The 19717-nt window shown below is 68.0% G+C and carries 18 protein-coding genes; 9 read left to right on the top strand and 9 right to left on the bottom strand.

Annotated elements, in window-relative coordinates; translation table 11 throughout:
* Positions 1-323: 323 nt before the first annotated feature.
* The 9 genes from MHY49_RS16395 (at position 324) to MHY49_RS16355 (ending at position 10769) form a co-directional block, all read left to right on the top strand.
* Complete coding sequence (locus tag MHY49_RS16395) at positions 324-485, top strand: hypothetical protein (protein ID WP_239205909.1); 162 nt, start codon at positions 324-326, stop codon at positions 483-485.
* A 1-nt stretch (position 486) separates the two neighbouring features.
* Positions 487-1512, top strand: a complete 1026-nt coding sequence (locus MHY49_RS16390; RefSeq protein ID WP_239205907.1) for a zinc-binding dehydrogenase — start codon at positions 487-489, stop codon at positions 1510-1512.
* Between the two features lie 1034 nt (positions 1513-2546).
* Positions 2547-3275, top strand: a complete 729-nt coding sequence (locus tag MHY49_RS16385) for a FadR/GntR family transcriptional regulator (protein WP_239205905.1) — start codon at positions 2547-2549, stop codon at positions 3273-3275.
* On the top strand, positions 3272-4165 hold the full coding sequence (locus MHY49_RS16380; RefSeq protein ID WP_239205903.1) for a dihydrodipicolinate synthase family protein: 894 nt from the start codon (positions 3272-3274) through the stop codon (positions 4163-4165). The genes MHY49_RS16385 and MHY49_RS16380 overlap by 4 nt, the downstream gene beginning before the upstream one ends.
* On the top strand, positions 4162-5565 hold the full coding sequence (locus MHY49_RS16375) for a hypothetical protein (RefSeq protein ID WP_239205901.1): 1404 nt from the start codon (positions 4162-4164) through the stop codon (positions 5563-5565). The genes MHY49_RS16380 and MHY49_RS16375 overlap by 4 nt, the downstream gene beginning before the upstream one ends.
* Positions 5566-5574: 9 nt before the next feature.
* Positions 5575-6498: a carbohydrate ABC transporter permease gene (locus tag MHY49_RS16370; protein WP_239205899.1), complete on the top strand. Its 924-nt coding sequence runs from the start codon at positions 5575-5577 to the stop codon at positions 6496-6498.
* A gap of 2 nt (positions 6499-6500) precedes the next feature.
* Complete coding sequence (locus MHY49_RS16365; RefSeq protein WP_239205897.1) at positions 6501-7400, top strand: carbohydrate ABC transporter permease; 900 nt, start codon at positions 6501-6503, stop codon at positions 7398-7400.
* 55 nt (positions 7401-7455) lie between these two features.
* Positions 7456-8796 (top strand): ABC transporter substrate-binding protein, encoded by a 1341-nt coding sequence (locus MHY49_RS16360; RefSeq protein ID WP_239205895.1) that lies wholly within the window; start codon positions 7456-7458, stop codon positions 8794-8796.
* Entirely contained in the window at positions 8793-10769 is a 1977-nt protein-coding gene (locus tag MHY49_RS16355) for a sialidase family protein (RefSeq protein WP_239205893.1), read from the top strand. The genes MHY49_RS16360 and MHY49_RS16355 overlap by 4 nt, the downstream gene beginning before the upstream one ends.
* 334 nt (positions 10770-11103) lie before the next feature.
* On the opposite strand, the gene MHY49_RS16350 is transcribed toward MHY49_RS16355, so the two are convergent.
* The 9 genes from MHY49_RS16350 to MHY49_RS16310 form a co-directional block, all read right to left on the bottom strand.
* Positions 11104-12834, bottom strand: coding sequence for a DUF2075 domain-containing protein (locus MHY49_RS16350; protein WP_239205891.1), 1731 nt, complete (start codon positions 12832-12834; stop codon positions 11104-11106).
* Positions 12821-13141, bottom strand: coding sequence for a nucleotide pyrophosphohydrolase (locus tag MHY49_RS16345; protein ID WP_239205889.1), 321 nt, complete (start codon positions 13139-13141; stop codon positions 12821-12823). Before MHY49_RS16345 ends, MHY49_RS16350 begins: the two co-directional genes overlap by 14 nt.
* Positions 13142-13237: 96 nt before the next feature.
* On the bottom strand, positions 13238-15262 hold the full coding sequence (locus MHY49_RS16340; protein ID WP_239205887.1) for a transcription antiterminator: 2025 nt from the start codon (positions 15260-15262) through the stop codon (positions 13238-13240).
* Positions 15259-16152 (bottom strand): AAA family ATPase, encoded by an 894-nt coding sequence (locus tag MHY49_RS16335; protein ID WP_239205885.1) that lies wholly within the window; start codon positions 16150-16152, stop codon positions 15259-15261. Before MHY49_RS16335 ends, MHY49_RS16340 begins: the two co-directional genes overlap by 4 nt.
* Complete coding sequence (locus MHY49_RS16330; protein ID WP_239205883.1) at positions 16125-16970, bottom strand: class II fructose-bisphosphate aldolase; 846 nt, start codon at positions 16968-16970, stop codon at positions 16125-16127. Before MHY49_RS16330 ends, MHY49_RS16335 begins: the two co-directional genes overlap by 28 nt.
* 16 nt (positions 16971-16986) lie before the next feature.
* Positions 16987-17475 (bottom strand): hypothetical protein, encoded by a 489-nt coding sequence (locus MHY49_RS16325; RefSeq protein WP_239205881.1) that lies wholly within the window; start codon positions 17473-17475, stop codon positions 16987-16989.
* 44 nt (positions 17476-17519) lie between these two features.
* Positions 17520-18809, bottom strand: a complete 1290-nt coding sequence (locus MHY49_RS16320; RefSeq protein WP_239205879.1) for a PTS sugar transporter subunit IIC — start codon at positions 18807-18809, stop codon at positions 17520-17522.
* A gap of 1 nt (position 18810) precedes the next feature.
* Positions 18811-19113, bottom strand: coding sequence for a PTS sugar transporter subunit IIB (locus MHY49_RS16315; protein ID WP_239205877.1), 303 nt, complete (start codon positions 19111-19113; stop codon positions 18811-18813).
* 62 nt (positions 19114-19175) lie between these two features.
* Complete coding sequence (locus MHY49_RS16310) at positions 19176-19637, bottom strand: PTS sugar transporter subunit IIA (RefSeq protein WP_239205875.1); 462 nt, start codon at positions 19635-19637, stop codon at positions 19176-19178.
* Positions 19638-19717: the final 80 nt, after the last annotated feature.

Genomic DNA, 19717 nt, shown 5'->3' with positions numbered 1-19717 from the left:
GCGCGGGAATGCACGGGGTCCTCTCGGATGCGTGGGTGGGTACGACGGCGTACGAGCGGGCGACGCGTCTCGGGATGCCCCGTCATCGGGGCGCATGGAATCCGACGTCCCTGCCGTGATCACCGATGACGCACGTTCTCCGCGTGCCGCAGGGAAGGCACTGCTCCATCCTGCCCCAGAGCGCATCGCCCTGCAGAGGGAACCGCGGAAGGGGCGAGCGATGCGTGGAAGCGACCTGCGCACCAAAGGAAACGACCGACGGAGGAGTCGACGCGCGCCAGCGGCACGCCTTTGACCGGCGCGAACCCCGAGGACGATGATCGGTGAGGAACCTTCTCAACGCCGAGCAGAGAGACCCCGAGGTGCCTCCTCTGCCGCAGCACGTGCCCCCCTTCGTCCTGGAGCCCGCCGAGGACTCGTCCGCCGTCGGACCCGAGCGTCTCCACGCCGACGAGATCGACGTCGCCGCCCCCGCACCCGGGTGAGGTGCTGGTCGACGTCGCCGCCTGCGGGGTCTGCCACACCGACCTGCACGTCATGAAGGACGAGGTCGCCTTCCCGACCCCGGCCGTGCTCGGCCACGAGGTCTCCGGCGTGGTGCGGGAAGTGGGCGAGGGCATCACCCATGTCGCCCCGGGTGACCGTGTGGCCTGCAGCTTCATCATGCCCTGCGGCACCTGCCGACACTGCGAGAAGGGACTCGAGGACCTCTGCGAGACCTTCTTCCAGCAGAACCGACTGGCCGGCCACCTCTACGACGGCACCACCCGGTACAGCCGCGACGGCGAGGACGTGGCGATGTACTCCATGGGCGGCCACGCCCGCAGCTGCGTCGTGCCCGGCCGGGCCGTGTTCCCGCTGCCCGGTGAGGTGCCGCTGCACGACGCGGCGATCCTGGGCTGCAGCCTGTTCACCGGCTTCGGCGCCGTGCGCGGCGTCGCGGACGTGCAGCCCGGGGAGAACGTCGCCGTGGTCGCCACCGGAGGGGTGGGGCTGAGCATCATCCACCTCGCGCGGGCCGCGGGCGCGCAGCGCGTCATCGCCGTCGACATCGACGACGAGAAGCTCGCGCTCGCCGCGGAGCTCGGCGCCACCGACGTCATCAACTCCGCGACCCAGGACGCGGCCGACGAGGTGCGGCGCCTTCTCGGCCACGGGGTCGACGTCGCCTTCGAGGCCCTCGGCTCCGTGGCCACCGTGTCCCTCGCCGTGGACCTGCTGGACGACGGCGGCCGCGCCGTCCTCGCAGGGATTGCCCCGGCCGGGCAGACCCTCGACGTGGAGATCGCCAAGCTGGTGCGGCGCAAGCTGCGGATCCTCGGCTCCTTCGGCGCCCCCGCCTCGACCACGATGCCCGAGGTGATCCGCCTGGCTGCCGAGGGCACAATCGACCTCGAGCGGCTGATCACCGATCGGTTCACGTTCGAGGAGACCGCCGAGGCGTACCGGAAGCTGAACGGCCGCGAGATCCGTGGGCGGGGGCTGGTTGTGGTGCGGCCGGAACTCAGGTGACCTCCGCGCCTGGGGTCCGAGCGGAACGTGGAGTCGCTCCTGTCGAGCGCTCTTATTTGCTTTTTTTGGGGGCGTCCGGCTGTCGGGAGACGTGAAACCTTCATGATTCGTTCGGAACAGAGGAGTTCGCTTCGCCGGGTAGGTGCCGAATGTGACCGTCACAGACAAGAGAGCGAAGCGGTGCGCAGTGGGCGACATAGAGGCATCGGCATCTGGCCGTGGCCTCAGAGACGTGCCTCGGAACGTGATCACTTCAGCGGCTGCAGCGGAGGCTCGGCGACCGGTGAAGACCGTGAAGCCGGATGCAGAGAGGTACCGCAGGATGGTGAGGGCGACGATGAGGCCGGCGGCGAACCCAAGCCCGACAGGGAGCTCAGGCCCAAGGCGGTCATTGCGATAGAGACGCTGACGAGCGAACCCGCCTGCGCAGGATCATCGTCTACCTCGAGGCGCGGGCCCTCATCTTCGTGAAGCTCGTGGCCGGCGTGGGCGCTGGCGTCGTCGCCGGGAGGCACTGCAGGGGGATGCCCAGAGTCTCGCCGGTGGCATCGGGCGCGTCCCGCTCCTGAACTCCGAGCAGCCCTGCCCGTGTGGGACGGCAGGAGCAGTTGCAGAATCCAAGCAGCGGCATCTCGGCACGTGGCTCCTCCTATCGTCGCTACGGCTGTCGAGCGGTCGAGCTGTCGCACGGACTGTCGCGCGGATCGCGATTGCATGGGCCGCTCGACGGTGCAACGCCGGCCGCCGATCACTCCCTGGCGCAACCGAGCGTGCTGCTTTCTCGCGCCGTATACCCGAGGCTCTCCGGGAGAGCGCACGTTCGCCGAGGCCGTCGAGCCCCTCGCCGTCCACGTCGAGGGCCTCTATGCACTCGGGAAGTTGACTTCCGTTCTCGCCAGGACGAAGAGGGACGCGATGACGTCGGGTGAGCGGCGGAGGCCGGAGTAGCGAGATGGGGGTCGCGGCGAGTCCGCCACCTGGCGCAAGGGTCGTTTGCTTGACAGATATCTGATATCCGCTATCTACTGTGGTGTATGACACGCATCGAAGGCGATGAGGGGCGACTTCCGCTGTCCCACCAGGCTCAGCAGGCGATCCGACAGCACATCGTCGACAACGGCCTGCACCCGGGCGACCCCCTCCCCAGCGAGGGGGAGTTCTGTCAGCTGCTGGGCATGAGCAAGTCCTCGGTCCGGGAAGGGATCCGCCGTCTGGAGATGCTCGGCATCGTCGACGTGCGTCGGGGACGCGGCCTCTACGTGGGTGCTTTCAGCCTGCGCCCCGTCGTCGACGCGCTGCCCTACCAGCTCACTGTCAACGACACCTCGCTGCGAGAGATCCTGCAGGTCCGGGCTGCGATCGAGGAGGCTCTCATCGTCCAGGCGAGCAAGGAGCTCAGCGAAGCTCAGCTCGACGCCCTCGATGAGCTGGTCGCGCAGATGCGCGAGAAGTCGATGGCGGGCGAGGTGCCGCGGGGGTTCGACCACACCTTCCACCTGGCCCTGTTCGAGCCGCTCAGGAACCAGATGCTGAACCAGCTCATCGAGACGTTCTGGGAGGTCCACGCCCGGTTCGCCGCGATCGCTCCGGCGCCGATCAACCACCATGCGGTCGAGGACCACCAGGAGATCATCGACGCGATCCGCAGTGGCGACGCCCAGCGGATGACCCGAGCGGTGGCTGTGCACTTCGCACCGATCCAGAGCAACGTCGAGGCCGCCCCCACCTCCCCAGCCTCCGCACCCGAGGGGCGGCCGGCATGAGGCTCGCCGGCATCCATGCGGCGCTGATCGCCGCCTACGACGATCACGGCGAACTCAGTCTCGAGCGGCAGGCGGAGCTGATAGACCACGTGCTCGGCCAGGGCGTGGACGGGCTCTTCGTCTCCGGCTCCACCGGCGAGGCCTACCTGCAGAGCGCCGACGAACGACGCGCCACCATCACCGCGGCCGTCGAGCAGGTCGCCGGGCGCGGACCCGTGATCGCCCACACCGGCTGCCTGGACACCCGCACATCGCTGTCCCTCACCGAGCACGCCGCCCAGGCGGGCGCCGACGCGGTCAGTGCTGTCACCCCGATCTACTACAACTACGACGAGGCCCAGCTCGCCGCGTACTTCCGCGAGCTCTCCGCCGCGGCCGGCCCGACACCCCTGATCGCGTACCACATCCCCGGGCGCAGCCACGTCGACCTCTCCCCGGACTTCTTCCTCCGGCTCGCCGACGAAGGGATTCTCCAGGGCCTGAAGTACACCTCGACCGATCTCCACCCTCTCGTCGAGATCATCCGCCAGTCCCCTCCGGACTTCGTAGTCTTCAACGGTTCCGACGAGGTGCTGCTCGGCGGCCTCGCCCTCGGCGCCGACGGCGGGATCGGATCCACCTACAACGTGATCGGCGGCGTCTACCGGCAGCTCGCGGACCAGGTCGCGGACGGGGACTTCGCCGCCGCCCTCCGCCGGCAGGGCATCGCCAACGAGTTCATCGCCCACATGGGCCGCTACGACTTCCTGCTCTTCCTCCGCCAGGCGCTGCGGCGCGCGGGCATCGAGACCGGTCATGGTCGAGCCCCGCTGCCCGCCATCACCGATTTCCAGCGGCGCGAGATCGACGACCTCCTGTCCACCCTTCTCACCCAGGAGCATTCCTCGTGACCACGACCGACGATGCCGTCCAGCCTCTCCAGGTCTCCGGCGTGTTCCCGTCCCTCGCCCAGATCGCCGACTTCGGCCCGCCCCGCACCGAGATCGGGGTCGGTGCGCTCATGCCCTGGAACGGGGCCCTCTACGTCCAGAACTACACCTCGCACAAGGCCCGCAGCGGCTCCGGGGTGAGCCTGCGCCGGATCCAGCCGGACATGCGTATGGAGGTCGTGCCCGAGACCGTCGGCGTCGACGGCACCTACACCAACCGCTTCGTGCACTACCCGACGGGCCGACTGATCATCGGGCCGCAGGTGATCGAGCAGGACCACACCATCCACGTGGTGCCCGAGCTGCAGGAGCACCGGCTGTGCGGCACCGCCCACCACCTTCGCACCCCCGAGACCCACGTCTACGTGCTGACGATGGAGGGGCTGGTCTTCGAGCTGGACGTGCTCACCCTGGAGACCGCACTGGTGTGGGATCTCAACGACGAGCTGACCACCGAGGGCGAGTGGAAGGTCCACTACAAGGACTGCTACACCGCCTACGGGCGCTTCCTCGTCTGCTCCAACGAGTACGGCGAGGCGGAATGGGCGGGCGAGAGAGCCCGCGGCCGGCTCGCCGAGTTCGACGGCGAGTCCTGGCGGATCCTGGAACACAAGCCCTTCACCGCTATCGCCGGACGCGGCGAGTTCGCCGGGACGATCTTCGCCAGCGGCTGGGACCGGGCCTCCGCCATCCTCGAGGTCTACAGCCACGCCGACCAACAGTGGACCCGCTACCGGCTGCCGAAGGCCTCGCACACCTTCGACCACAAGTGGCAGACGGAGTGGCCGCGCATCCGCGAGACCGAGCACGAGCGCCTGCTGCTGGACCACCACGGGATGTACTACGAGCTGTCGCCGTGGGCCTACGGCGGCCGAGTCTGGGGAGTGCGACCGATCTCCACCCACCTGTGGGTGCTGGGCGACTTCTGCTCCTGGCGCGGCATGCTGGTGATGGGCGCGGACAACGCCTCCCCGAGCACCGGCCACAACGTGACCACTGCGGAACCGCAGTCCGGCCTCTGGTTCGGGAAGACCGATGACCTGTGGTCCTACGGCAAGGCGGCCGGCTGGGGCGGTCCGTGGTGGGAGGACGAGGTCTCAGCCGGAGAGCCTTCGGATCCCTATCTGATGACCGGCTTCGACCGAAAGGTGCTGCACCTGCAGAACCACGGCGGTGCCGACGTCACGGTCACGATCCAGATCGACCCCCGCGGGGACGCCGCCTTCGGGACCCATAAGGTGCTCACCGTGGCTCCGGGCGCACTCGAGTCCTACGTCTTCCCCGCCGGATTCTCCGCGCACTGGCTTCGGTTGGTCAGCGACCAGGACTCCGTGCTCACCGCGCAGCTGTTCTACACCTGAGGTGCCACGATGACGAGCACAGCGGCCAGCCGCCCCACCCCGTCCGCCCGACGTCGCCGTCAGGGCAGGGACCGGCGCGCTGCCACCGGCTGGTGGTTTCTCACCCCGTTCCTCATCGTCTTCCTGATCAGCTTCATCGCGCCCATCGTCTACGCCCTCTACCTCAGCGTGTTCCGCAGCCGGCTGATCGGCGGGACGGTGTTCGTCGGACTGGAGAACTACGCGAGCGCTCTGCAGGACCCTCAGTTCTGGTCCGGCGTCAGCCGGGTGACCGTGCTACTGGTGATCCAGGTCCCGCTGTTGCTGATCATCGCGCTCGCCGCAGCACTCGCGCTGGACAGCCGGAAGCTGCACGGGATGGCGTTCTTCCGGATCTCGATCTTCATGCCGTACGCCGTCCCCGCCGTGGTCGCCACCCTCATCTGGGGATTCATGTACGGCTCGAACTTCGGCCTGGTCGCCAACCTCAACGACCTCTTCAGCACGACGCTGCCGAACCCGCTCTCCCCGAAGCACGTGCTCGCCGCGATCGCGAACATCCTGATCTGGGGGAACGTCGGCTACAACATGCTCATCTTCTACGCCGCGCTCCGCGTCATTCCTACCGAGCTGTACGAAGCGGCGGCGATCGACGGCGCCGGACAGCTCCGGATCATCACCGCGATCAAGCTCCCCGCGATCCGCGGCGCCCTCGTGATCGCGGCGATCTTCTCCATCATCGGAAGCTTCCAACTGTTCAACGAGCCGCAGATCTTGCAGGCCATGGCGCCGAACGCGGTCAGCACCTACTTCAGTCCCAACCTGTACTCCTACAACCTGGCTTTCAGCGGCGGGCAGCAGAACTACTCCGCGACGGTCGCCATCATCATGGGCGTGGCCACCATGATCGTCGCCTATGCCGTGCAGCTCCGCGGCATGCGGAAGGGGGACTGACCATGGCAGTCGTGACCTCGCGGGCTCGTCGGAGTCGCGGTCGTGTGCGCCACAGGATCGGCATCCGGCGCAGCTGGGGACTGACCCTGGGGACCGGCGTGCTGCTGCTCTACAGCCTCCTCCCGCTGGTGTGGCTCCTGGTCAACGCCACCAAGACGCAGGAGGGGCTGCGCGCCTCCTTCGGCCTCTGGTTCGCCTCCGACTTCGCCCTTTTCGACAACATCGCCCGCGTGCTGACCTACGACGACGGCGTCTTCCTGCGGTGGCTGCTGAACACGCTTCTGTATGTCGTCGCCGGCGCCGGGGGAGCCACCCTCATCTCCACCATCGGAGGCTACGGTCTCGCCAAGTTCGACTTCGCGGGCAAGAAGTTCGTGTTCGCCGTGATCATCGGCGCCGTGGCGGTTCCGGGAACTGCGCTGGCCGTTCCGACCTTCCTGCTGTTCAGCTCCGCGCAGCTGACCAACAACCCGCTCGCGGTCATCATCCCCTCCCTGGTCGCACCCTTCGGTCTGTACCTGATGTGGGTCTACAGCACCGACGCGATACCCAACGACCTGCTGGACGCCGCTCGGGTGGACGGTGCCTCGGAGCTGCGGACGTTCCGCACCATCGGCCTGCCGCTGCTGGGCCCCGGGGTCGTCACGGTGCTGCTGTTCACCACGGTGTCCAACTGGAACAACTACTTCCTGCCGCTCATCATGATCCGGAATCCGGACTGGTACCCACTCACGGTCGGGATCAACTCGTGGAACATGCAGGCCTCCACGGCCGGGGGTGAAGCGATCTTCGACCTGGTCATCACCGGTTCGTTGCTGATGATCATCCCGATCATCGCGATCTTCCTCGTCCTGCAACGCTATTGGCAATCAGGGTTGGCCGCGGGAGGTGTGAAGCAGTAGCACCGGGCACGACCGTCCGGCCTCTAGTTCACAACGACGTGAAAGGAACGGGACCATGCCATTCACCACCACACGACGCAGCGCGCTCGCAGTCGCCGGCCTCGGCGCCTCCGCACTCCTTCTGGCCGCGTGCGGCTCCGACTCCGACAAGAAGTCCACCTCCGACGCCCAACCGATCGACTCCGACGCCGTCGCCACTGAGGGAGGAAAGCTCCTCGTCTGGGGATGGGGCGGCGCCATGGAGCCGATGGTCAAGGGCTTCATGAAGGCCTACCCGGACGTGAAGGCAGAACTGGTCAACGTCGGGACCGGCATCGACCATTACACCGCAGTGCAGAATGCCATCCAGGCCGGATCGGGGATCCCCGACGTCATCGTCATGGAGTATCAGGCGGTGAACCAGTTCGCCCTGGACGGCACCCTCGCCGACCTTTCCGGGTACGCCGCGGACGAGCACGCGAAAGAGTTCACGACCGGCACCTGGGAGGCCGTCCAGTTCGACGGCGGCATCTACAGCATGCCGATGAGCTCGGGCCCGATGGCACTGTTCTACAACAAGAAGGTGTTCGACAAGCACGAGCTCGAGGTCCCCGAGACCTGGGAACAGTTCCTGGAGACAGGGCGGGCCCTGAAGAAGGCGGACCCGAAGGCCTACATCGCCAACGACACCGGCTCGGCCAACCTGCTGCAGGGACTGCTGTGGCAGCAGGGCTACACCCCGTACACGGTGGACGGGGAGAAGGTCCGCATCGCCCTCGACGGTCCCGAGGTCGAGAAGTACACCGATCTGTGGCAGCAGCTGATCGACGACGAGCTGCTGGCACCGATCGAGGACTGGAGCGACGAGTGGTACCAGGGGCTCGCCAACGGCACCATCGCGAGTCTGGTCTCCGGCGCCTGGATGCCCGGGAACTTCGAGTCCGGGGTCGCCGGCGGCAAGGGCGACTGGCGTGTGGCTCCGATGCCGCAGTGGGAGTCCGGGGAGAAGAGCTCGGCGGAGAACGGAGGATCCGGTCTGGGCGTCGTGGACGCCTCGAAGAACAAGGAGCTCGCCTACGCCTTCGTCGAGTGGGCCACCACCGGCGACGGGGTCGAGACCCGCATCAACGCGACCTTCCCGTCCACCGTCACTGACCTGGAGTCGGAGAAGTTCCTGGACCTGGAGTCCGACTACTTCGGGGGCCAGAAGATCAACGAGGTGTTCGCCGAGTCCGCCGCGAACGTCCCGAAGGACTGGTCCTTCCTGCCCTACCAGGTGTACGCCAACTCGATCCTGCACGACAACATCGGCGGTGCGTACGAGGGCGACGAGAGCCTTGCGGACGGGCTGCAGAGCTGGCAGCAGGCCCTCGTGAAGTACGGCAAGGACCAGGGCTTCACGGTGGAGGAGGGATGAGCGCCATGGACCGCACCGCCTCCGCCCGTCCCGCCTCCGCACACCGATGGTCGACCTGCGCCCGAGCACTGCTCGCCTCCCTCACCGTCGCAGTCCTCGCCCTCGCGCTGGGACTCGCCCCGACCACCACCGCGCAGGCCGCACCGGTGACTCCCACCGAGAAGGACGCTAAGCCCCGGTTCGACGAGAGCACCATCTTCCAGCGTGAGCAGGCCGGCTACTTCTGCTTCCGCATCCCAGCCGTCGTCGAGACGAAGGACGGCACCCTGCTCGCCTTCGCCGAGGGCCGCAAGGACAGCGGCTGCGGCGACTCCGGCAACATCGACACCGTCGTGCGCCGATCGCACGACGGCGGGAAGACCTGGGGAGCTGTCGAACTCATCGACGATGCCGGCGTGGACACCATCGGGGGCCCGCTGCCGATCGTCGACCAGGAGACCGGTCGGATCGTGCTGATCACGACGCACAACCCGGCGACGAACCACAACCTGCGCACCCCGTACGTCCAGTACTCCGATGACGACGGCAAGACCTGGAGCAAGCGGAAGAACATCAAGGACGACATCATGGATCCGTCCTGGCAGAAGTGGTTCGCGACCGGCCCCGGCCACGGGATCCAGCTGAAGCACGGCCCGCACGCTGGCCGCATGCTGATCGGACTGAACCACGAGGGCTACATCTCCGGGTCGGAGTCCCATGACACCGGCGCCGCCCTCGCCTACAGCGACGATGGCGGAGTGACCTGGCAGCTCGGGGCCGATGAGGGCTTCGTCCCGGAGGAGTTGAAGCCCCAGGAGCTGAGCCTCGCCGAGCTGCCCGACGGGAAGATCCTCGTCTCCGCCCGCGAGCAGCACGGCTCCGCCGAGGGCAATCGGGCCTTCACCACCAGCTCCGACGGCGGGGAGAGCTACGACGGCACTTTCAAGACCGACCCCGATCTGGCGACGCCCGTCTCACAGGGCGCGATCGAGACGTACATCGACGACCAGGGCCGGGACCGGGTGCTCTACGCCGGCGAATCCCATCCGCGGGCACGCAAAGTGCTCTCGATCCGGTCCTCCTTCGACCAGGGGAAGACCTGGCAGTCCTGGGAGGAGGGCAAGGTCATCAACTGGGGCAACGCCGCGTACTCCGACATCCTGCCGTTGACGGACGAGGACCTCGCCCTCGTCTACGAGACCGGCGACGAGGACGCCTACCAGGAGATCCGCTTCGCCCGCTTCGACAACGCCTACCTCGACTCCCCGAACGACGAGGCACCCGGCGTGATCAAGCATCCCGACGGGCCGACCACCCCGGACGTCTCCGGGCGGGAGAACACCGCCTACGTGCGCGGCAACCCCGACCTGGTCGACGGCGTGCACGGCAAGGCCCTCGAGATGGACATGGAGCCCGCAGACAACGGCGACAACGACCGGGTGGACGTGCCGTACGGGGAGGAAGTGGACCTCGACGACTCGGACTTCACCATCTCGACCTGGTTCCGCTACGGGGACGAACCCCATGACCAGGCCCTCTTCTGGGCCTACAACATGGGCAGCGGCCTGCCCGGCCTCTGGATCCGCGGCGAACCGGGAGCGGACCGGCTCCGCGCGATGATCGGCACCGAGACCGGTGATCTCTCACTGACCACGAAGAGCGCCTATAACGACAAGGCGTGGCATCACCTAGCGATGACCCGCACGGATGACGTCGTCCAGCTGTGGGTCGATGGAGTGAAGACGGCCGAGGGAAAGACCCCGCCCGGATCGCTCACCCGCGGTGGTGAACTGCTGGGGATCGATGGCTTCTTCCTCGGCCAGCGACTCGACGGGAACAACAAACTCGCCGGTGCACTGGACGACGTGCGCGTCTACGACACCGCGCTCGACGGTGATCAGATCGGTGCGCTCGCCGACGGGAAGATGCTGCTCGGGGACGACTCCGATCTGCGCCTCCACCTGCCTTTGGATGAGGTGAGCGATGCGGACTGAGGGACAGATCCTCCCGACGCTGTCCACGGGCTCTCCGACCCTTCGGACGCCTTCCAGGAATACGAGGAGTCGGGCGTCGTGTTCGGTCCTGTCCTCGACCGGCTGACTGTTGATCTGGAGAGGGCCTCGATCACCTCGAGGACCGGGGGAAGCCCGGGCGGGATGCCCTGGAGGAGTTCGTCGGGGATCTGGACGACCCGGAGAAGGGCGATTCCGTGACGGATGGGGCCTGGAATGACCTGGTCAACAGGAGACGATGCATGCGAATGCCGCCTGGCAGAGCCGACGTGTCCGACCTGTGGTCGGAGCGGTGGTGCGGGTGCTGCTTCGGCCTCTAGCTGTCGTGTTCGAGGAGGTGCCTGATGCGGCACCTCAACGATGGGTCGGCCACGTAAATGTAGGTCCCCCTCATCCCCCGTGTCAGCAGCACCCGATACACATTGGTGATGTAGCGGAGCAGATCCTCGTCGGTGGTGGTTTGACCACGCGTCCTGTTGTCAATCTTTCCATTTCTGTCGAAGTAGTTCTTGCGGTCGGCGACAAGCTTGCCGGTCTCGGGGTCGATGCGGAGGTCACCGCCGATGATGACGCCGGCGTAGTTGAGGTCGTACCCCTGGACGGTGTGGATCGAGCCGACCTCCTCGAGCGAGGTCTTCGAGGCGATCCAGTCGACGTCGGACCTGTTCCAGTCCAGGGCGACGCCGTCGAGCTCGATGTCGTGGAGTCCTGTCTTGCCCTTGCTCCGCCACTTCCAGGCGTAGCCAGCGACGAGTCGTGCGAGCCCGAACTGAGCGTCACGTTCGCGGATCCTCTCGTGCATCGCTCCGAGGTCGTCGAACAGCTCGAACTCGTAGTCGCCGAGATCCGGGATCTTCCGGGGCGGGTCATCGGAGACGAGAGCGCGGGCGAACTCGAGGTACTCCTTGCCGCCCTTCACCCGCATCTGGGTGTCCAAGGGGTACAGGCGCTTCTGCTCCCTGGTTTCTGCAAGCACGCGCTCGAAGACCTCGGGCTCGATGTCCATCGGTCGCACGCTCTGGGCGGTGTCGAGCAGGAGGATCGTGTGGCGGGAGCGCTTTCGGATCCAGTCGAGCTGGTTGATCGAGAGGTCGTCCTCGCCGAAGAGGCGCCTGGTGATCTCGCCGTACCGCGCGGTGAGCGTGCCGTGCGCCTGTGCGCCGCGCTGGGTGAGGCGGTGGGCCTCGTCGACCACGATGACGTCGAAGTCCTTCTCGGCCTCGGCCACCTCGTACGGCGTGAGCACCTGTGCATCACTCAGTGCGGGCACCTTCTTGAACACCTTGCTGATGGACTTGCGCAGGGACTTCTGCGGGATGACGAGGCCGATGCGCAGATCGCTGAAGAGCCCACGGTTCCCCTCGACGAAGAGGTCGGAGAACATCGAGTCGCCCTCGACCTCATCCGTCGGGTCGAAGACGGCGAGCTCGCGCATGAGCTTCATGAGGTAGATGCCGACGATCGTCTTGCCGGTCCCGGGATCACCCTGGATCGCCGCGATGGTGCGCACCTCGGGATGGCGGAGGTCCTCGACCAGTCCCTCCATGATGTCCAGGACGGCGATGCCCTGCTCGGTGTTGAGCGCTTTGAACGGGGAGAGCTTGAACAGGTCGGAGTTCTCGATCTCGGGGATTGAGCGCTCGAAGTATCCGCGACCGCGGAGCTCCTCGAAGATCTCCTTGAAGGTGTCGTTGTACTCGCTGCGCTGGAAGTAGTCCTGGTTGGTGATGCCCTCGTTGCGGTTCAGCACCTCGTACTTGCCGTCCCCGCCCAGGAGGCGGATGAGGAGCGACTCGAGGTCCAGGCAGGCGGATCCGTTGAAGCGCTCATCGAAGACGATGCGCACCTCCTTGAGGTGCTGCTTCTGCTCGGACTTGAGGTGCTGGCGCATACGACGGTCCGCACTGCCCGTCTCGCCGACGTAGATGTCGTGGCCGTCCTCGATGAGGTAGACCACCGGCCAGTTGGAGAAGCGGGGCAGTCGTCCTCGCGTCTCTTCGACGGACTCGGGGGTGAAGCGGAGCTCCTCGATCTCAAAGCCGGTCATACTTCGTGCTCCGTCCCTTGGCCTTCTCGACGGGGTACTTGCGGCCCGTGCGCTCGAGCTTGTCGAGGACGATCTGTTCAGGGTCGAGCTCGAGCCTGTCCGCGAGGAGCAGCGCGTAGGTGAGGACGTCGGCGAGCTCGCCGGTGACCTCGTCGCGGTCGGCGTCGCCGTCCCACTGGTAGCACTCGAGCAGCTCGGCGGCCTCGATCGAGATCGACTTGGCGAGGTTCTCGGGGGAGTGGAACTGCCCCCAGTCGCGCTCGGCCATGAAGGTTCTCAGGGCCTCGATCGTGCGCTCAGTCGACATGATGGTGAACCTAACAGCATTCGTCGACCGCACGGGAGTCTCGGAACTCGTTCCGGGCGGCTGCCGCTCTGAGCGCGGTGCCTCGGGTGCGGACCCTCAGATCACCTCCAACAACCCCCGGATGAACTCCTCGTACGTCCCCGCCCGCCCCGCGAGCCGCTCCACGTTCTCCCGCTTGGACAGCACGCGGATCAGCGCCTCGAAGAGCTCGCCGAACTCCTCGCGGCTGTCCTTGCTGAAGGCCATCATCGCGACGATCGAGACCTCGTCCTCGCCCCACACGATCGGCTCCTCCGGCACGTAGACGGCGATCGACGAGGCGTGGGCGTCGATCACCATCGAGTGCGGGATCGCCACGCCCGTGCCCAGCGACGTCGAGGACATCTCCTCGCGCTCGAGTACACCCCGGTGGAAGCCCTGTTCGACCATCCCTGCCTCTCCGAGGGCAGCGCACATCTGCGCGATCGTGTCCTCCCGGGTGGTCGCCTCGAGGTCCAGGAAGAGCTGGGGTTCGATGAGGTTCACGAGGGAGGCGCCGACGCGGCTGCGCCGCTTCTCCGCGGCGATCTCGAGGACGCTCCGGCGCACCTGCTCGAGGTCCTGCGCGCCGGGCAGGGCGCTCAGGTGCAGCACGGGGGAGGAGAGCTCCCGCTGCAGACCCTGCAGAGGCACGGTCGAGACGATGAGGTCGGGCGCCGAGGGACCGGTCGCGATCTCGGCCTCGTCGAAGGCGATAGTCTCGATCTCGCCGACTCCGGCGGTCGCCGACTGCAGGAGGCTGCGCGCGGAGTCCTGCAGGTCGAGGTACGTCGGCGAGATCATCGCGATCCGCACCAGGCGCTCGCGCGCATACACGCTCTGGAAGTGGGCGCCCACGTGGAAGGAGATGAGGCCGATCTCGTCGGCCCGGATCTCCACGCCGAGCGCGAGCTCGAGCCGGCGCGCGATGAAGATCCCGACCTCGTAGATGAGTGGGTGCGTGTCCTTGATCGACTGGCCGACGGGGATGTGGGCGCTCTGGCGCCGGCGGGCCCGCCGCACCAGGTTCCGCGCGTGGAGGCTGAGGAACGCGATGAAGCGCTCGTTGTCCAGGTCGATCAGGTAGTTCTCGCCCACCTGCGCGACGATCCGCCGCACCACGGCCACGAAGTCGACCTCGGCGTCGGCCGTCGTCTCCGGCACCGGCTCGCGCGGGGCGAGACGCCCGGCGACCACGAGCGAGAGATCCTCCGGGGTGGTGTTCTCGTCCAGCAGCCCCACCAGGTAGTCCTCCTCGCCGGCGGGCAGGCGCAGCTCGAAGGTGGTCTCGATGAGTTCGGCGATGCGACGGGCGGCGTCGCGGCGCAGGTCATCGCCGGTGCTCGCGGCGTGGGGCGGATCGAACTGGTGGCCCTGGCGGACGCGCCCCACCATCACGGCGACGTGCGCGAGGATCGCGTGCTGGTTGTTCTCGGTCGCGAGCAGACCCAGCTCGCGGAGGATCCGGGTGAGGCCCTCGCGGAACCCCATGAGCGACGGCTCCGAGGACTCGATCGCGAGCTCGCGCACGGAGACGAACTGGGCGCGCGAGCGGGCGGCGTCGGTCATGATCTGGCGGACCAGGCGGCGCTTGGCGAGCTCGGGGCCGACGATCCTCACGCGGGGTCCGCTGCGCTCCAGGCGCAGGTGGTGGATGGCGAGGAGGGCGCGGCCCTTGGTGAGGTCGGCCTCCAGGGTGGAGTCGCTGACGCGGAGGTCCTCGGCGAGCTCGAAGACGTCGGCGCCGTCATCCGCGGTGACGATCGAGCGCAGCAGCGCGGAGAGCCGCTCGCCGGGGCTCAGCACGCGCCGGCCTGGATCTGGCCGCTCGGCCCCGGCGCCGGCGGAGGCGAGACGGGCGTGGTCCAGGGTGTAGCCGGCGCGGGAGGAGGAGACGACCTCCGCGTCGTGCTCGGCGTTCAACCGGGAGACGTACGTGCGGATGCTGCGGGTGGAGACGCCGAGACGCCGGGACAGGTCCTCGGCGGAGACCGCGCCCGGTCCCGCCTCGACCAGCGCGCCCAGCAGGCGCTGGCGCGTGGCCTCCCAGGGCTCGCGACGGGTGGGCGCTGGTGCGGGGTCGACGGTGCGGGACGGGGTCATGGCGTGTGCTCCGTCCTCTCCGACGTCTCGTGGGTCCCGCTCTGCGAGGGTGCGTTCCTGGTGTCCGCTGCCGTGGTCGCGCCCTCCGCGTCAGTCACGTCCACGGCACCATGCGCGTCTTCCTCGCCGTTCCCGTCGGCCCGGCGCGCCACCGCGCCGTTCCCGTCGGCCCGGCGGACCGCCGCGCTGATCCGGGCGAGCACGTCGGCGTCGTCGACCTGCGCGAAGTCGGTGGTGTCGATCTCGACGAGATCGCCGAGCGCGAACTCCCCGTAGCCGCGGCGCAGATAGCGACCCAGGAACACCTCGACGCTGAGCAGCTGCGGAGCCGCACGGCGATCAGCCAGCGTATCGCCGTGCTCGTAGGCATCGACGAGGTGTCCCAGGTGGCGGGTCGGATCCAGGTCGCGGTGCCGCTGGCGCTCGAAGAGCACCTCGAAGTCCGCGACCAGCCGCACCGTCACCGGCCGATATCCATAGCGGCGGCAGGCGGCGGCGAGCACATCCTTCTGCTTGTCACTGAAGGGGTACTCGGCGAGCACGCGCACACCATCCGCCATCGCCGCGTGCACCCGGGCGAAGAACAGCTCGAGCGCGGCGCGATCCAGGTGCGCCTTCGCGTCGGCGTCGGCGAAGCCCTCCTGGTCGTACAGCTGCTCCTTGAGGTCGTCGATGGAGACGGCGCGGAAGGGCCCCAGATGCTCCTGCACAAGAGAGGCGATGCGACTCTTGCCCGTGCCCGGATAGCCGGCGATCAGCAGCAGGAGGCGCTCGTCGGCCGACGCGCCGACGTCGGCCGAGCCCGCACCGGCGGCGCGCGCCCAGTCGGCCGCATCGTCGCCCGCCACCGGCCTCGCCCCGTTCACGAGATCCGGGCGGGAAGCAGGCATCCGATCTTGTGGCGGACGATGCCGGCGACCGCGTCGTTCGCGGGGACGATGTTGTTGCGCAGGGACGCGTTGACCTCGGTCGCCCCGAAGGTCTCCTTCGCGGCGCGGGTCCAGCCGACGATGAGCTCGGTGCCGATGTTGAACTTGCGCACGCCCGCGCGGCGCAGGGCGTCGTAGTCGGCCTCGTCGACGCCGGTGCCGCCGTGCACCACGAGCGGCACGTCGACCGCGGCGTGGATCCGCTCGACAAGATCCACGTCGATCTGGGTCTTCCCCTTGTACGAGCCGTGGTGGGTGCCGATGGAGACGGCGAGGGCGTCCACACAGGTCGCCTCGTGGAAGGCGCGCGCCTCCTCGGGGGAGGTGAGCGCGCCCTCGGCGACGGAGATGCCGTCCTCGGTGCCGCCGATGGTGCCGATCTCGCCCTCGACGCTCACGCCGCGCTCGCGGGCGAACTCGACGACCCGGCGGGTCTTCAGCACGTTCTCCGCGAACGGCAGGGACGACCCGTCGAACATGACCGAGCTGTACCCGGCGTCGATCGCGTCGCGGATGTCCTCGAGCTTCGTCGCATGGTCCAGGTGCAGCACCACGTCGACCGGCTCGCGCTCGGCCATGCCGCGGCACAGGGCCACTAGGTTCTCCATGCCGATGTACCGGGCGGTGCCGACGGAGGTCTGGATGATGATCGGGCTGCCGGCGTCGCGCGCGGCCAGGATCATCGGAGGGATCATCTCGAGGTTGTGGGCGTTGAAGGCGCCGACGGTCGAGCCGATGCGCTCGGCCTCGTTCAGGACTTCGCTGAGGGTGACGTACACGGGTGCTCCCTGGGTCTCAGTAGTTCTCGCGCATGATGCGCTTGGAGGTGGCCAGCAGCGCGTCGATCTTCGACATCCACTGGTTGATCGCGGTGCCGTCGCCGGCCGAGGCGGCCTGCGCGCGACGCGTGTTGTACAGGTCCATGAGGCGGTTGTACGAGGTGCCGTAGCGGGGCCTGGCCTCGAGCGACGCCTCGAAGGCGGCGATCGCGGCGCCCGTGTCCCCGAGGTGCTCGTGCAGGGTGCCGAGCTCCTCGTGGAGGTCGGCCGGGTCCGCTGCGGACGGGCTCGATGGGGCAGACGGGTTCGATGCGGCCGACGGGGCCGGCGCGGAGGCGAGCTCGGCGTCGATCTCGGCGATGCGCGCGGTGGTCTGCTCGCGCTCGGCGTCGGTGAGCTCGGACGCGGTGTCGGCGGTGTCGGCGGCGTCGGCGTCGGCCGAGCCTGCCGCATCATCGGTGCTCGTCCGCGGGCGCGTGCCCAGCAGGCGGTCGAAGATTCCCATGGCGTCTCCTGTCTCTCGGAGGGGTGCGGAGGTGGTCGTCGGCCTCAGAAGGCCTTGATGATCGGGCCGATGACCCAGGCGAACAGCAGGGCGGCGACGATGGTGTCGGCGTCGGTCGCCGAGAGGCTCGGGAAGCCGAGGGTCTGGAACGTGCCCACCAGCAGCGCCGGCAGCAGCGTGATGAAGAATCCGTGCACCAGGCCGCCGATGATCGCTCCGCGACGGCCGCCCACGGCGTTGCCGAAGATGCCCGCGGTACCGCCCGCGAAGAAGTTCGTGAGCATGCCCGGGACGATCACGGCGAAGCCCGCGAGCGGGAGCACGAACATCGCGATGACCGTGCCGATCGTGGTGGTGAGGAAGCCGATGATCACGGCGTTCGGTGCGTAGGGGAACAGCACCGGCGCGTCGAGCGCGGGCTTCGAGTTCGGCACGAGCTTCATGGAGATGCCGCGGAAGGCGGGGACGATCTCGCCGAGCAGCAGGCGCACGCCGGCCATCAGCACGTACACGCCCACCACGAACTGCATGGCCTGCAGGAACGCGTAGACCAGGAAGTTCGTGTCCCCGGCGGCGTCGGCCGAGGCGGCCGGGCCCGCGAACAGCGCGGTGATCAGGAACAGCGGGATCATCACGACCGCGAGGGACATGTAGGTGTCCTGCAGGAACTCGAAGGCCCGCGGGAGCTTGAGGTCCTCGGTGGTCTTGCGGTCCGGTCTGCGGTCGCGCACCAGGTAGGCGACGCCCGCCTCGACCATGTAGCCGATCGTGCAGAAGTGCCCCAGGGCGATCGCGTCGTTCCCGGTGACTTTGCGGATGATGGGCTGGGCGATCGCGGGCATCGCCACGCAGAAGATGCCGCCGACCACGCTGCAGGCGATGATCAGCCACACTCCGGACAGGCCCATGGCCGAGCCGAACACGACGGTCATCGTCGCCATCCACAGCAGCGCCTGACCCGTGAGGAAGATGTACTTCCACGGTGTGAAGCGGGCGAGCAGCACGTTCACGATGAAGATGCCCAGGAAGGCGATCGCGATCGGCCCGCCCAGCTTGAGGTCGTTCGTCGCGAAGCCGTTGACCGCCTCGATCGACGGGACGATGCCGGTGAGGTCGAAGGCCGCCTCGAACTGCGTGCCGAAGTAGGTGAGGGTCGCGACCAGCACCGCGGAGCCGGCCGCGAGGACCATGAAGCCCAGCAGCGTCTTGAAGGTGCCCGAGACGATCGAGCCCACGTCCTTGCGCTGCAGGATCAGGCCGATCATCGCGATCAGGGCGATGACGATCCCGGCCTGCGTGAAGATGTTGGAGATGATCCAGTCGAGGACGCCCATCTCAGGCCTCACGACCCTCGAGCGCGGGGACCAGCTTCTGGGCGATCTCGTCCTTGTCCACGATGTTGTGCAGGTAGACGAGGGTGATCGACGGGTCGATGTCGTACTTCTCGATCTGCGGGCGGAAGCTCTCCGCCGAGACGATCACGTCGGTCTTGATGCCGCCGACCGAGGAGACGGACTCGTGCTCGGTCTTCGCGCGGATCTTGTGCGAGGCCAGGACCTCCTCGGCCTCCATCTGGCAGGCGAGGCTGCTGCCCAGCCCTGCGCCGCAGATGAAATAGATCGTGGGGGTGTTCGCCATGGTGGGTCTGCTCCTTTGCAAGGGCCCGGTGGTCGGGCAGGTTCTGGTGAGGGGGGCGCCGGTCAGTCGACGGGCGCGGGGGTGAGAGCGCCGCGGAAGTCCGCGGGGGAGTGCGCCGCGACGAGCCGGTCGACGGCCGACGGGTCGCGGATGATCTGCACGAAGCCCTTGAGCGCCTCGAGGTGCGAGGTCGCGTCGGCCGCGGCCAGGCACAGCACGAGGCGGACGGGGTCGTTCTCCTCGTGGGAGAAGGCGATCCCGCCGGGAATGGTGAGGGCGCTCATCGCCGTGCGGGCGACCGAGCCGTCGGGCTGGGCGTGCGCGAGCGCGACGCCCGGGGCCAGCACGATGTACGGGCCGAAGCGGTCGACGACCTCGATCATCCGTTCCACGTAGCCCCCGCCGATCGACTCGGAGGCCAGCAGCGGCGCCGCCGCCTCACGGATCGCGTCCTGCCAGGACGCCGGCGATGCCCCGAGAACCACGTGGTCCTCGGTGATCAGCTGGGGAAGCGATGTCGGCACGATGCGACCTCTCTGTCGGGTGGAACGTCCCGATCAGCATGCGAGGCGCGGGGGAGCGGGGGCCAACAGATGTTCTTCCG

Source organism: Brachybacterium sp. ACRRE, from assembly GCF_022346485.1.
GTDB lineage: Bacteria > Actinomycetota > Actinomycetes > Actinomycetales > Dermabacteraceae > Brachybacterium > Brachybacterium halotolerans.
The sequence above is the reverse complement of the archived record's forward strand: the minus strand, read 5'-3'. Positions and strand labels throughout refer to the sequence as shown.

Excerpts from the sequence above, each read along its gene's own strand:
- MHY49_RS16385 (WP_239205905.1), top strand. The coding sequence starts at position 2,547 with ATGACACGCATCGAAGGCGATGAGGGGCGACTTCCGCTGTCCCACCAG.
- MHY49_RS16380 (WP_239205903.1), top strand. The coding sequence starts at position 3,272 with ATGAGGCTCGCCGGCATCCATGCGGCGCTGATCGCCGCCTACGACGAT.
- MHY49_RS16370 (WP_239205899.1), top strand. The coding sequence starts at position 5,575 with ATGACGAGCACAGCGGCCAGCCGCCCCACCCCGTCCGCCCGACGTCGC.
- MHY49_RS16365 (WP_239205897.1), top strand. The coding sequence starts at position 6,501 with ATGGCAGTCGTGACCTCGCGGGCTCGTCGGAGTCGCGGTCGTGTGCGC.
- MHY49_RS16360 (WP_239205895.1), top strand. The coding sequence starts at position 7,456 with ATGCCATTCACCACCACACGACGCAGCGCGCTCGCAGTCGCCGGCCTC.
- MHY49_RS16355 (WP_239205893.1), top strand. The coding sequence starts at position 8,793 with ATGAGCGCCATGGACCGCACCGCCTCCGCCCGTCCCGCCTCCGCACAC.
- MHY49_RS16350 (WP_239205891.1), bottom strand. The coding sequence starts at position 12,834 with ATGACCGGCTTTGAGATCGAGGAGCTCCGCTTCACCCCCGAGTCCGTC.
- MHY49_RS16345 (WP_239205889.1), bottom strand. The coding sequence starts at position 13,141 with ATGTCGACTGAGCGCACGATCGAGGCCCTGAGAACCTTCATGGCCGAG.
- MHY49_RS16340 (WP_239205887.1), bottom strand. The coding sequence starts at position 15,262 with ATGACCCCGTCCCGCACCGTCGACCCCGCACCAGCGCCCACCCGTCGC.
- MHY49_RS16335 (WP_239205885.1), bottom strand. The coding sequence starts at position 16,152 with ATGCCTGCTTCCCGCCCGGATCTCGTGAACGGGGCGAGGCCGGTGGCG.
- MHY49_RS16325 (WP_239205881.1), bottom strand. The coding sequence starts at position 17,475 with ATGGGAATCTTCGACCGCCTGCTGGGCACGCGCCCGCGGACGAGCACC.
- MHY49_RS16320 (WP_239205879.1), bottom strand. The coding sequence starts at position 18,809 with ATGGGCGTCCTCGACTGGATCATCTCCAACATCTTCACGCAGGCCGGG.
- MHY49_RS16315 (WP_239205877.1), bottom strand. The coding sequence starts at position 19,113 with ATGGCGAACACCCCCACGATCTATTTCATCTGCGGCGCAGGGCTGGGC.